Genomic DNA, 12565 nt, shown 5'->3' on the forward strand with positions numbered 1-12565 from the left:
ATAATCCGCTGTGGCCAACATATCCATACCTCGTCAAGGAGGCGCATGATGACCGACCCCAAGAACAATTCCCTTCATCACCACATTCTTGCTGTCAAAAAAGGTGAGCGTGTCTTTGAAAACGCCTTTCAGAGCGTCAGTCGGATGATTCTGGACAAGGACATTAACAAGGTGACGGTCAATGGGAAGAGTACCTTTGACTTCACCATCTTTCGCGAGGGCAAGAAACACATCATCGGCATGTACGACGAGATCAACTCCTTTGTCTCGTTCGTCAAGGATGCCTCCCAGGGCGGCTCGTCCAAGGAAATGGCCTTTGTTTTAGTGGGAGAGCCCGGCAACGGCAAGACCTTTTTGGTTGAGTACCTGTGCAGCCTATACCGCGATTTCCTCTCCCTGCCGAAAAACAAAAAATATTCTTTCCGTTTCACCAATCTCGACCGGATCGGCACTTACGGCGGCATTAAGGCGATTGAATCGCAGACCTATGAGGATCCGATGGTCCTGGCGCTGAACCTATTTGACACCCGCGCCGAAACCACCAATTACCTGGCCAAGAAATGGAAGGTCAGTGACAAGGTCCTGGCCCAATGGGCCGATAATTATCGGCCGTTGGGCGCCTGCTCCGCTTATATCTGGAACGATATCAGGATGATGACCAATGGCGATATCGAGGAGATGCTCAAATGCATCGAGCTGGTACCGGTGCCGTTGATCGAGAGCCTGGGGACGGTTACCGGCAAGTACCCGGCCAAGGACAAGATCACCTCATCGGCGGTCGACCTCCTGGGCGAAGAATCGATTCAACGGCTGCTGCACATCAGCGATACCAATAACCCCTTTCGTTTCGACCTGCGGCGGGGCGCTCTGGCCCGGGTAGCCGGCGGCGGTATCCATTTCAGCGACGAGATTTACAAGAACAAGAAAGATCTGGTGCAGGTCTATCTCGGCATCATTCAGAACCGGACCATCGAGATTGACGGCTACAAGTGGCCGATCGACACCTTGATCGTCGCCACCAGCAATAATGCCGAATTCAACCGCTTTCTTGCCGAAAAGGAGGAGGCGCCGATCATCGACCGCTGCCGGATCTGTTATGTCTCCCACAACACCAACTACCGCCAGCAGCATGCCCTGACCAGCTACGCCATCGGCAACGAGTCCAAGACCACCCTGACCGGCGACACCATGCACCAGGACCCGAACCTCAACTACGCCGCCTCGGTGGCCGTGGTCCTGACCCGGCTGCCTCGCTCGGAGAAATTGACACCGATCGAGACCATGAAGCTTGCCGCCGGCGAGGTGGCGGGTGAAAAGAGCCTCAAAACGCTCTCTGAGGTGATCGACACCCTCAATCAGGAACACGACATCACCAAACGGTTCGGCCAGAAGGGGCTCGGCCAGCGCAACCTGGGCCGCTCGATGCAATTGATGCTGGAGAGCTCGGAGACCAACGAAGGCCGCTGCATGTTCGCTTACGACGTGTTCACCGCACTTGAGCGGGTGATTCTCGACTATGTCTCCGAGGTTGCCGATCGGGCCAAGTTCCTCGATGATCTCAAGATCGCCAAGGGGCTCTACCGCGAGCGGATTATGACCGAGATGTTCAACGCTTATATGGACGAACCGTTGGCTATCCGCAAGGACGTAATCAACTACGTCAACATGATTATCGGCATCGATGCCGAGAATTTAGGCGCGGACCGAATGTGGAAATATAAAAATCCGCAGACCGGCGAACTCCTGGCCCTCAAGATTGATGAGCGCTACATCGATTCGGTCGAGGCCTGTCTGGGCTTGAAGATCCGCGAGCAGAAGGACTCGTTCCGCACCTCGATCCGCAAAATCTACGGGCAGAAAATCTCGGTTAACCCGGACTATGATTTCATGGATAACCTCGAGCTGGTTAAGGCGGTGACCGATGTCCGGCTCAAGTCCGACATCGCCGGGGCCGGAAGCCTGATCGGGGCCCTAGCCAACCGGACCAACGAAGAAAATCAGAAACTCTACGACCGGATGATCGACACCATGCTGCACAAACTTGGCTACTGCCTCACCTGTGCCCAGAAGACCATCGAATATTTCTGCACCCAGGTTGATGAAAACTGAGGTGCGAGGCTGGGCGGGCTCAACGGATCGAATGGTGGAGACGGCGATGGACAGGTTGCGAGAGCTGTATCACAGGCTTGAGGCCAGAGGGTTGACGGAGACGCAGCGGCGGGTCATCGAACGGGAACTGGCGATGGCAGAGCAGGTTGGCGACCCGAAGCGCGCCCATCTGTTCACCCCACCCCCGGTGACTCGCTCCCTGTACAGCTACAACGATCCGGAAATCTTCGCGCAAGGGCAGCCCTCGCCCGTGCTGTCGATGGTGGCGGCTCAGTCCCTGGATCATCTACTCCAGCGGGACCTGCAGCGGGAAAAGGACGGTTTTCCCCGCAAGATCCGGGTGGGCAAGCTGGTCAAGCCGGGGCGGGACGGTGACGACAAGGTGGTGGTCATCCCGACCACGGTGGAGGAAAAACTGATTCACGACCGGATCTCCGAGGAAGAGGAAGGCGAAGGCGGAGAAGGCCAGGAACCGGGCGAAGGCGGAGTTGGCGAGGGCGAAGAGGGCGAGCTCATCGGCGAGCAGCCGGTGCGCGAAGAGCAGGGCGGCGGCAGCGGCTCCGGACAGGGGCAGGGCGGCACCCATGAGCTGGAATCCACGGTCTACGACCTGGGCCGTATTCTCACCGAGCAGTTTGCCCTGCCCAATCTGCGCGACAAGGGGAAGAAGCGGTCCCTGACCCGCTTTGCCTACGATCTCACCGATAGAAACCGGGGCTTTGGCCAGATTCTGGATAAAAAGGCAACCTTGAAGCGGGTGATCCAAACCAATATTGCCCTGGGGCGCGTGCAGGCTGGGGCCCAGGTTGATACCCGCAACCTCATGGTCTCGCCCCGCGACCGGATCTACCGCATCCTGTCCAAGGAAAAGGACTATGAATCCCAGGCCGTGGTCTTTTTCGTTCGCGACTACTCCGGTTCCATGGCTGGCAAGCCGACCGAGCTGGTGGTCAACCAGCATGTGCTGATCTACGCCTGGCTGAGCTACCAGTACCAGAATCAGGTGGAAACCCGCTTCGTCCTCCATGACACCGAGGCGCGGGAGGTCGAGAATTTCCAGGCCTACTACTCGATGCAGGTCGCCGGCGGTACCCAGGTGGCCTCGGCCTATCGGCTGGTTAACCAGATCGTTGCCGAGGAAGAGCTGGATCGCGACTACTCCATCTATGTCTTTCACGGCACCGATGGCGACGACTGGGACACCTACGGCGAGGAGTCCCTGCCTGAGTTGGAGAAGATGCTGATCTATGCCAGCCGGGTCGGCATCACCATTGCCGAAAACGGTTTGGAGGGGACCCGCCGCAGCGAGGTGGAGAAATATCTCAGCAAATCGGGCCTTCTGGAGAGCAAAAAAGAGCTGCTCCGACTCGATGTGATGGCCAAGGAGAGCACTGAAACGCGGGTCATTGAGGGGATTAAGCGTCTGATTTCTTAACAAGAGGCGGTGCGCCCGCTCCGGTGGGGATTATGGAACTGATCAGTCAGCATGCCAAACGAATCATGGAAGGTTGCAAGGAGCGCGCCCGGCAGGCCGGTCTGCGCTTTGAGGACGAGACCCTGGAGTACATCGTCACCAACCGCGACCTGGTCGAACTGAGCCCGAAAATCATGATTCCCACCTTGTACGACTACTGGGTGCAGGAGGTCGAGGTGCTCGGGGGGCAGGGCCGCTACGAACTCTACCCCAACAACCCCTACGAGACGGTCATCAACACCCGGCCGCCCATCTCCTACTACAACGACAACAATCCCGACTGGCTCAACGTGATGATTTTCTATCACGTGATCGGCCACATTGATTTTTTTCAGAACAACCTCTTTTTTCGCCACACCTGGAACTATGATTTCACCGGCCGGGCCCTGGCCGACAAGCGCCTCTTTGCCAAGCTGCGTTCGGAGAAGGGGCGCTGGGTCGATTATGTGATCGAATTTGCCCGCACCATCGACAATCTGGTGGGCTATTTCGACCTGCTGGCGGAGAGCGGTGAGCACACCGGCGAACGCAGCCTCAGCCTGCTCGATTACTACTTCGACATCTTTCTCCAGCGAGGGCCAAAACCGGCGGTGAGCACCTATTCTCGGGAGATCGACCGTTACAACCGGATGCTGAAGGAACATCCTGAGGACGGGGAGACGCGCTTTCTCAAAAGCGTCACTGAAAAGCACGCTGAACTTGAGGCCCTGTATACCAAAAAAGCGAAGGAGAAAAAGACCGTCGGCCGGACCGATCTCCTCCGCTTCCTCATGGAATATTCGCCTTTCCTCAATCGGGAGGAAAACCGCTGGATGTTGATGGTCCTCGAGGTTATCCGCTCGACCTCGCTCTACTTCCAGCCGCAGATCCGCACCAAAATCCTCAACGAGGGCTGGGCCTCCTACTGGCACGAGACCCTCTTTTTGGGCGATGACCGGATCAAGGGCCATGAGGTCGACTACGCCATCGTCAACGCCAAGGTGACCTCCATGCCTCGGGTCGGTCTCAACCCCTATGCCCTGGGCATGCGCCTTTTCCAGTATCTGGAAGAGCAGGCCGACAAAGGGCGTACCGGGCTGGACTATTACCAGACCGTCGATCGCCGGGAGCGGCAGCACTTCGATCGGGCGACGGGCCAAGGGCGGGACTACATCCGCCACATTCGCGAGAACTACTGCGATTCGATGTTCATCAACAGCTTTATCGACCAGGATTTTATCGACCAGCACCGCTTATTCGTGGTCGGCAAACGCATGAACAAAGAACGGATGACCTGGCAATACTTTGTCCGCAGCCGCAAAGCCGCCGATTACAAACAGATGGTGGCTGACTCCCTCTATCATCCGCCCCGCATCGAGGTGGCGGTGACTGAAAGCAACATTCTCGAGCTCAATCATATCTTTGAAGGCAAGCCTTTGCTGCGCGATTTTATTCAGGGGGTCATGCTCGGGGTGGAATATCTCTGGGGGGGTGAAGTTCATCTGCAGACCAGTGTGCCCGTGCCGATCAAGGCCGGTCGGGATGGAGACGGTCAGGCCAAGGAAGAGACGCCGAAACGGACCATTAACTGGAAACGATTCCGCTACACCATGAAAGACCGGACCCTCTCACGGGCGCTGGTTGAATGATGCCGGGGCAACTCGAGAAGGAGAGGTGAATGGATGGGTGCATTAAGTAAGGCCTTGCAGACCCTCGCACAACACAAGGGAAACCGGAATCGGCAGTCCGAGCTGTCGTTTACCGATTTTTTGGCCGAGGTGGTCCAGCAGCCCGAGCGCAACCTTCGCAATGTCACCCAGGTCTACGCCGACATGGTGCATTACTTTGTTCGCGATGGCTTTGACGAGTACCGGAATGATCCGGAATCGATCAACTATCTGCACTACGATTGCAGTCAGCTCTTTGTCGAGGGTTCGGATCGGCCGTTTTTTGCCGATCGCCTCTTTGCCAACCGGCTGATCCGCCATGTGGAGTCGCTTTCAGTCGGTGATCAGCAGAACAAAATCTATATTTTCGACGGGCCGCACGGCAGCGGTAAGTCCACCTTTCTCAACAACCTGTTGCTCAAATTCGAACAGTATGCCAATACCCCCGAGGGGACCAGGTTCGAGGTAGTCTGGCGGTTAAAGGCCCCCAGCCTGGCCGGCGGGGTCCACAGTGTGGCGACCCTTGCCGGTAAATTGTCTCAGTTGTTGGGCGAAGAAGGGCAAAGCGGTACAGAAGGCGCTGCCATAGCCAGCGTCAAGAACGACATTGAAACGGGATCATGGTTTACTTTGCCCTGCCCCAGCCACGACCATCCCCTGCTCATCATTCCCAAGGAAATTCGCCGGCAGTTTCTCGATGAGCTCCTGGAAAACGACCAGTTTAAAGCCCACCTCTTTCATGAAAAAAAATACGAGTGGGTCTTCCGCGACGAACCCTGCACCATCTGCCTCTCGCTCTACCAGGAATTGCTGCAGAAAGAGGGCGACCCCCTCAAGGTCCTGGAATACATTCTTGCCCGCCCTTTTGTCTTTAACCGGCGGCTGGGAGCCGGCATTTCGGTCTTCAATCCCGGCGATCGTCGCTCGCAACGCAATGTCCACGGGGACGAGGAGGTGCAGCGCACCCTCAACCTCCTGTTTTCACCCGGCAGCAAGGTGCCCTATCTCTATTCCAACTACGCCAAAAGCAACAACGGCATTTATGCCTTGATGGACGTCAAGTCGCACAACACCGAACGGTTGATGGATCTGCACAACATCATCAGCGACGGGGTACACAAGGTCGAGCATGTTGAGGAACGGATCAACTCCCTGTTTTTTGCCCTGATGAATCCGGAGGACAAGAAGGTGCTGACCGATCTGGCGGCCTTCTCCGACCGGATCGAGTATGTGAATATCCCTTATGTTCTCGATATTAAAACTGAAGTTGAAATATATCGAGAGGTCTTTGGTGCCCAGATCAACGACAGCTTTCTCCCCCGGGTCCTGCACAATTTTGCCAGGGTGATCATCGCCACCCGCCTGCGGAGCAAGTCCGACGCCATGCTCGAGTGGATCCAGGATCCCGACAAGTATGAACTCTACTGCGACCGGAATCTGCAGCTCTTGAAGATGGAAATTTTCACCGGGTTTATTCCGGCCTGGCTGGGCGAGGAGGAAGTAGAGCGTTTCACCTCCAAGCGTCGGCTGAAAATTATTGCCGAATCCGAAAAAGATGGCTGGAAAGGACTGTCCGGCCGCGATTCGATCCGGATGTTCAACGAATTCTATTCGATGTACGCCCGGGAAGACAAGCTGATCGACATGTCGATACTCGGTGTCTTTTTTCGCAAATATTGCAAGAAAGACAAGGAAATACTCCCCCTGGGCTTCCTCGACTCCCTGTTGCGGATGTACAACTATGCCGTCCTCCAGTCGGTCAAGGAGTCCTTGTACTATTACAACGAGGAGCAGATCGCCAAGGATATTCAGAATTACATGTTTGCGGTCAATTTTGAACCGGGCACCGTTGAGTCCTGCCGGTTCACTGGGGATCGGCTGGAGATTACCGAAGCCTTCTTCCAGCGGGTTGAGTCCCGGCTGATGGTGTCCGCCGCCGAAGCAGCCAACTTCCGCATCGGCGTCCAGAAGACCTATACCAGCAGCACCCTGACCCAGGAAATCCTCCGCGATAACAAGCTGGTCACCGAAACGGCCCTCTACCTCCACCTCCACGAGCGCTACATCCACAACCTCAAGGAAAAGGTGCTGGAGCCTTTCCTGGAGAACGAGAATTTCCGCCGGGCGATCAAAGAGTTCGATCAGGAATCGTTTAAAACCTACGACAAGAAGATCCAGGGTGATGTCAAATTCATGATGAAGAATCTCCAAAAAAAATTCGGGTACACCCGCCAGGGCGCCAAGGAGATCTGCATCTATGTCATCGACAACAATTTAGCCAAAGTATTCTCCAGCCAACTGACCGTCGGCCAATTGACCCCCTGAAACCGGAACCGGTCAAGGCGCGCGGTCCCTCCCAACTATCTCTCGGAGAGCAGCCCTTTTTTTCCAAGGAACGCAAAATAGTCGGCCACCGTGGGCAATGCGCCTGTCAGGGCGCTGAGCGCCGTCACTTCGGTGGAACCGAGATAGACTTGGGCTCCGTCACCGAGGCGGTTGTTGAAGTTGCGGGTCGAGGTGGACATCACCGTGGCACCCGGCCTGACCCGAGCCTGATTGCCCATGCACAGGCTGCAGCCGGGAATCTCCACCCGGCCGCCGACCTGGGCAAAGACACTCAAGCCCCCTTCTTGCTGAATGACGTCCCGGTCCATGCGGGTCGAAGGCGCGATCCACAGACGGCTGGTTGCATAGGGTTCATCGCGCAGTAATCGGGCTGCCACCTGCAAATGATCGAGATGGGTCATGCAGGAGCCGATAAAGGCCTCGTCAATGGCGGTCCCTGCCACTTCACTCAAGGGGCGGACATCATCGGGATCGTTGGGACAGGCCAGCAGCGGCTCGGTGATGCTGGCCAGATCGATCTCGATCACTGCCTTATACTCCGCCCCTTCGTCCCGGCGGAGCAACTCGGGTTTGGCCAGCCAGGCCTCAAGGGCTGCTATCCTGCGCTCCAGGGCTTCTCGATCCTCGTATCCCTCGGCTATCAAGTCCCGCAGGAGGGCCACATTGCGCTCGACATTGGCCGTCACCGCCCCAACCGACAGCTTGACCGTGCAGGCGGCAGCACTGCGCTCGGCCGAAGCGTCGCTCAACTCAAAGGCCTCCTCCACACTGAGATCGTCCACGCCTTCAATTTCCAGGATCGTCCCAGCAAAGACATTCTTCTTCCCCTTCTTGGCCACGGTCAGCAAACCTTGCTGGATGGCTGCGTAGGGGATGGCATTGACCATATCGCGCACCGTGATGCCCGGTTTTCGTTGGCCATGAAAACGGATCAGCACCGACTCGGGCATCTCCAGGGGCATGAAACCGAGCGCTGCGGCAAAGGCCACCAGACCCGAACCGGCCGGGAAGGAGATGCCCAGGGGGAAACGGGTGTGGGAATCGCCGCCGGTGCCGACAGTGTCGGGAACGAGCATCTTGTTGAGCCAGGAATGGATAACGCCGTCGCCCGGCTTCAGCGCCACCCCGCCGCATTCCGTCGTCGTCTCGGTCATGGTCCGCCAGCGGTCGAGATCCGAGGCCTTGGGGTAGGCGGCGGTATGGCAGAACGACTGCATGAACAAGTCGGCCTTGAACCGCAGGCAGGCCAGCTCATCGATTTCCTGCATGGTCATGGGGCCGGTGGTGTCCTGGGAGCCGACGGTGGTCATGCGGGGTTCGCAGACCGTGCCTGGTGCAACCCCGGTAACATCGCAGGCGCGGCCGACCATCTTCTGGGCCAGGGTGTAGGCTTGGTCGGCCTTGGGTGCGGGATTGGCTGTTTCCTTGAAAATCGTCGGGAAGGGCAGATCCAGGGCCTCGCAGGCCCAGCGGGTGAGGTTGCGGCCGATGATCAGATTGAGGCGGCCGCCGGCACGGTATTCGTCGAGCAGGGTCACCGGCGCCGCTTCCATGGGGATGAGGCTGCCGTTGTGATCATGCAAGGTCCACTCCCGAAGGTTGAGTGCTAGTCGATCGCCGGTATGCAGTCGGGTAACATCGCACTCGATGGCCAGCACTCCGGCATCGCGGGCGGTGGCATAAAAGATGGGGGCAATGGTGCCGCCAAGTACTAGACCGCCCCGGCGTTTGTTGGGGGTGTGGGGGATGTCTTCGCCCAACAGCCAACTTACCGAATTGATCGCCGATTTTCGTGACGAGCCGGTGCCAACCACGTCACCGGCAAAGGCCATGGTCTTCCCCTGCGAGCGGAGCGCGGCAATGGCGCTGATCCCCCCGGGAAAGCGGGTGGTGCCGAAAAAGGCGGCGTGCAGGGGGATGTCGGCGCGGGACTGGGCCTGATTGCCAGGAGAAAAGTCGTCGGTGTTGATCTCGCCTTCGACTTTGTACACGGTGCAGACAATCTGCTCCGGCAACTCCGGGCTGCGGGTGAACCACTCGGCTGCGGCCCAGGATTCGAGCACGCCGCGTGCGGCCGGGTTCTGTTCGGCCAGTTCGACCACCTGATCAAAGGCCTCATAAATTTTCGTCAGCCCTTTCAGGGCCTCGGCTGCTGGTTGAGCCAAGGGGCCGATTTGCAGCAGGCGGAGCAGGGCCGCGACGTTGTAGCCGCCCCCCATCTGGGCCAGCATATCGATGGCCGCCTCGGGGGGGAAATCCTCGACGACGACCTCGCCCTGGGCTACCTGCTCCAGCCATTCGGCCTTGACCGCCGCTGCCTTGCTCACTCCCGGCTCCACCCGATCGGCCAGCAAGGCGAGGAGCGTAGGTCTCTCCGCATCTCCTTGGGTCAACAACTCAGTGAGTTCCTTGGTCTGGCCGGCGGTCAGGGGCAGGGGCGGCACCCCGAGCAGGGTACGTTCGGCGGCATTTGTTCTATACTGTTCCAGCATGGTTTTTCCTTTGGCCAAAATGTGCGTGCAGATGAAAACGCCAGCACTCCCTAAGATAAGGAGCGCTGGCGATGGTCACCATTGAGAAATGGAGTGCAAGGAGGTCAACGATCCCGTTGCCCGGTGTTCTGGTCAGCACGGAAAGAGGGCGAAGCCATTCAACGGAGGCTCCCCTCTTACCAGGATTTGGTCAGGGTGGCGACAAATCGCGAATCTTCCGGACCGTTTTCAACCCCGTATTCCTGCAGGTACCGCAGGTTCACCTGAAACAGCATCGGCAAATAAAAAAGGTTGATTTCGGCGCCGACGGCATGAGCCTGTTTATGCTGGTCCGCCACAATGCCGGCCTGGAGAAGATCGTCACTGTCGTCCGAAATCTGCCAGTAGGATGCGCCGGTCAGGCCGGGGCGGATCATCCAGGTGTTATTGACCTGAAATTCTTTGCCGACGCCGTATTCGGCGACAAACTCGGAACCGGGCGTAACATTGGTATCCTCCTGTTCGCTGTTGATCAGGGTTCGGGTCAGGACGCTGGCAGACCAGGTCTTTTTGTCGTCAAAATAATAGGTGCCCCCCAGGGTCAGCCTGCCGGACCAATACCCCAGTCCCGGTGAAGCGGGTTCGTTGCCTTCAAAGTGGCCGGTGGGGACAATCACCGCCAGGGCAAAGGAGGCATCCCAGCGTGGCTGGTGCCAGGCCAGAGCGAAAGGCTCGATCTCCATGTCACCGACGGTGAACGAGTGGCTGTCCGAGAACGGGCCAAAGGTGAAATCCGTATCGACTAAGGGAACGACAATGTCGTAGAAATAATCGGCGCCGAGAATCTTGATATTGGTTACATGGATGATCCGCTGCACCGAGGCGAAGACGTCGAGATCGAAGTTCCCGGGAACGGTGTTGCCGCTGTTATCTTTGAGTTCGTTGGGGCTGTACCAGAAGTTGTACATCCGGTAGTGCCAGCCCGGAGGTGGAGGCGTTGCCCCCATCACCCCTTCAACGCCATAGGTGTAATGTGATCCCGAGGTAGCCGCGTTGCCAGACGAGAACATCCCCAACAGCAACACCAGACAACCGGCAAGCGCCCCAACCCATTTTCTGTTCCGCAACATCTTTCCCCCCTCTTTTTCGTTTGTCGTATGCGGGCAACGCCTCCCATTGGCGTTGACCGGTAATCTACTCTCGTACAGGCCAACAATCAGATGGTCATCTGCCCGAAACGCTCCCAAAAATCGGGAAAGGATTTGACCACGCATTGCTCCTCGCTGATGGTAACGCCGGGAATACGGAGACCGGCAACCGCAAAACTCATGGCCATGCGGTGATCGTTGTAGGTGGCAATGACAGCGCCGTGCAAATTGCTGCCGCCTTGTTTGCCGTGAATAATCATCCGCGCCGGCTCTTCTTCCACCTCGGCGCCCAGTTTGCGCAGCTCGCTGACCACGGCCGACAGCCGGTCGCATTCCTTGATCCGCAGATGGGCGATGTTGTTGATGATCGTGGTCCCCTCGGCAAAGGCGGCGACCACCGCCAGGGTCGGCGCCACATCGGGCATATCACCCATGTCCAGTTCGATCCCTTCGAGTGTTTCGGGCCCGATCACGGTGATGCCCGCGCCGGTCTGCTCGATCCGGCAGCCCATGCGCGCCAGATAGGGCAGAAGTTTGGCGTCACCCTGCAGGGAGGGAACGGGCACATTGGCGACCGTGACCTGTCCGCCAGTGATGGCGGCGGCTGCCCAGAAATAGGAGGCGCCCGAGGCGTCCCCTTCAATGGCATAGGTGCCGCCCTGGTACTGGCCCTGGGGAATCCGGAACGCGTTCAAGGCAGGCGCGGCTTCGACCCGGATGCCGAAATCGGCCATCACTGCCAGGGTCATCTCGACATAGGGTTTGGAGAAGATGTCACCCCGGACCTCCAACTCCGCCGGTGTTGCGGCATAGGGGGCCACCAGGAGCAGAGAGGACAGGTATTGGCTCGATTTGCCTTCCGGGAGAATGGTGCGGCCACCGGCCAATCCTTTGGCCTCAAGAGTCAGGGGCGGGCAACCGGTGCCGGCATCGCTTTCTATGGCCACCTGCCAGCCGCGCAGGGCCTCCATCAGGGGGAGGATTGGCCGTTGGGCCATGCGCTTGCTGCCGGTGATGTGAAAGCGGCCATGGCCGAGTGCCGCCACTGAGGTGAGAAACCGGGTGGCGGTACCATTGTTGCCCAGGAAAATGTCGCCGGCCGGTTCAGCGATCCGGCCACCGCTGCCTTGCACCAGCCAACAATGGGGATCACTGTCGTCGCAGACCACGCCCATGGCCCGCAGGGCCTCCATGGTGAAATGGGTGTCTTCGCTGGCCAGCGGTCCGAGCAATTGGGAAGGGCCTTCGGCCAAGGCGGCGGCAATCAGGGCTCGCTGGGTCAGGCTCTTGGAACCGGGAACGGTGACAACGGCATTGAGGGTGGCAACAGGGGTAATGGTGATCATAGGGCTCAGCTTTCCGGGGAAACGA

General features: G+C 58.2%; 7 protein-coding genes. 4 read left to right on the forward strand and 3 right to left on the reverse strand.

The window, feature by feature from the left end; all coding sequences use genetic code 11:
- The first annotated feature begins 48 nt into the window (after positions 1 to 48).
- From ACHZCX_RS13455 to ACHZCX_RS13470, 4 genes are read left to right on the forward strand one after another with little or no spacing between them, the layout of a single operon-like run.
- Positions 49 to 2109: a serine protein kinase PrkA gene (locus ACHZCX_RS13455; RefSeq protein WP_394708834.1), complete on the forward strand. Its 2061-nt coding sequence runs from the start codon at positions 49 to 51 to the stop codon at positions 2107 to 2109.
- A 46-nt stretch (positions 2110 to 2155) separates the two neighbouring features.
- The gene (locus ACHZCX_RS13460; RefSeq protein ID WP_319587731.1) at positions 2156 to 3544 is read left to right on the forward strand and encodes a DUF444 family protein; all 1389 of its coding nucleotides are present in this window, start codon (positions 2156 to 2158) and stop codon (positions 3542 to 3544) included.
- Between the two features lie 32 nt (positions 3545 to 3576).
- Positions 3577 to 5211 carry a SpoVR family protein gene (locus tag ACHZCX_RS13465; RefSeq protein WP_319587732.1) on the forward strand — a complete coding sequence of 545 codons (1635 nt, stop codon included), beginning with the start codon at positions 3577 to 3579 and terminating at the stop codon, positions 5209 to 5211.
- Positions 5212 to 5244: 33 nt separating this feature from the next.
- Positions 5245 to 7554, forward strand: a complete 2310-nt coding sequence (locus ACHZCX_RS13470; protein WP_319587733.1) for a serine protein kinase PrkA — start codon at positions 5245 to 5247, stop codon at positions 7552 to 7554.
- 35 nt (positions 7555 to 7589) lie between these two features.
- On the opposite strand, the gene ACHZCX_RS13475 is transcribed toward ACHZCX_RS13470, so the two are convergent.
- The 3 genes from ACHZCX_RS13475 to aroA all read right to left on the reverse strand — a co-directional run bounded on the left by ACHZCX_RS13475 (position 7590) and on the right by aroA (position 12540).
- A complete protein-coding gene (locus ACHZCX_RS13475) occupies positions 7590 to 10067 on the reverse strand; it encodes a bifunctional aconitate hydratase 2/2-methylisocitrate dehydratase (RefSeq protein WP_319587734.1) in 2478 nt (825 codons plus the stop codon).
- A gap of 176 nt (positions 10068 to 10243) precedes the next feature.
- The gene (locus ACHZCX_RS13480; RefSeq protein ID WP_319587735.1) at positions 10244 to 11176 is read right to left on the reverse strand and encodes a transporter; all 933 of its coding nucleotides are present in this window, start codon (positions 11174 to 11176) and stop codon (positions 10244 to 10246) included.
- 86 nt (positions 11177 to 11262) lie between these two features.
- A complete protein-coding gene (gene aroA, locus ACHZCX_RS13485; protein ID WP_319587736.1) occupies positions 11263 to 12540 on the reverse strand; it encodes a 3-phosphoshikimate 1-carboxyvinyltransferase in 1278 nt (425 codons plus the stop codon).
- Positions 12541 to 12565 lie beyond the last annotated feature (25 nt).

This window comes from uncultured Desulfobulbus sp. (genome assembly GCF_963662935.2).
In the GTDB taxonomy this organism is placed as follows: domain Bacteria; phylum Desulfobacterota; class Desulfobulbia; order Desulfobulbales; family Desulfobulbaceae; genus Desulfobulbus.

Coding starts and splice junctions, on each gene's coding strand:
- ACHZCX_RS13475 (WP_319587734.1), bottom strand. CDS start 10,067: ATGCTGGAACAGTATAGAACAAATGCCGCCGAACGTACCCTGCTCGGG.
- ACHZCX_RS13460 (WP_319587731.1), top strand. CDS start 2,156: ATGGACAGGTTGCGAGAGCTGTATCACAGGCTTGAGGCCAGAGGGTTG.
- ACHZCX_RS13480 (WP_319587735.1), bottom strand. CDS start 11,176: ATGTTGCGGAACAGAAAATGGGTTGGGGCGCTTGCCGGTTGTCTGGTG.
- ACHZCX_RS13465 (WP_319587732.1), top strand. CDS start 3,577: ATGGAACTGATCAGTCAGCATGCCAAACGAATCATGGAAGGTTGCAAG.
- aroA (WP_319587736.1), bottom strand. CDS start 12,540: ATGATCACCATTACCCCTGTTGCCACCCTCAATGCCGTTGTCACCGTT.
- ACHZCX_RS13455 (WP_394708834.1), top strand. CDS start 49: ATGACCGACCCCAAGAACAATTCCCTTCATCACCACATTCTTGCTGTC.
- ACHZCX_RS13470 (WP_319587733.1), top strand. CDS start 5,245: ATGGGTGCATTAAGTAAGGCCTTGCAGACCCTCGCACAACACAAGGGA.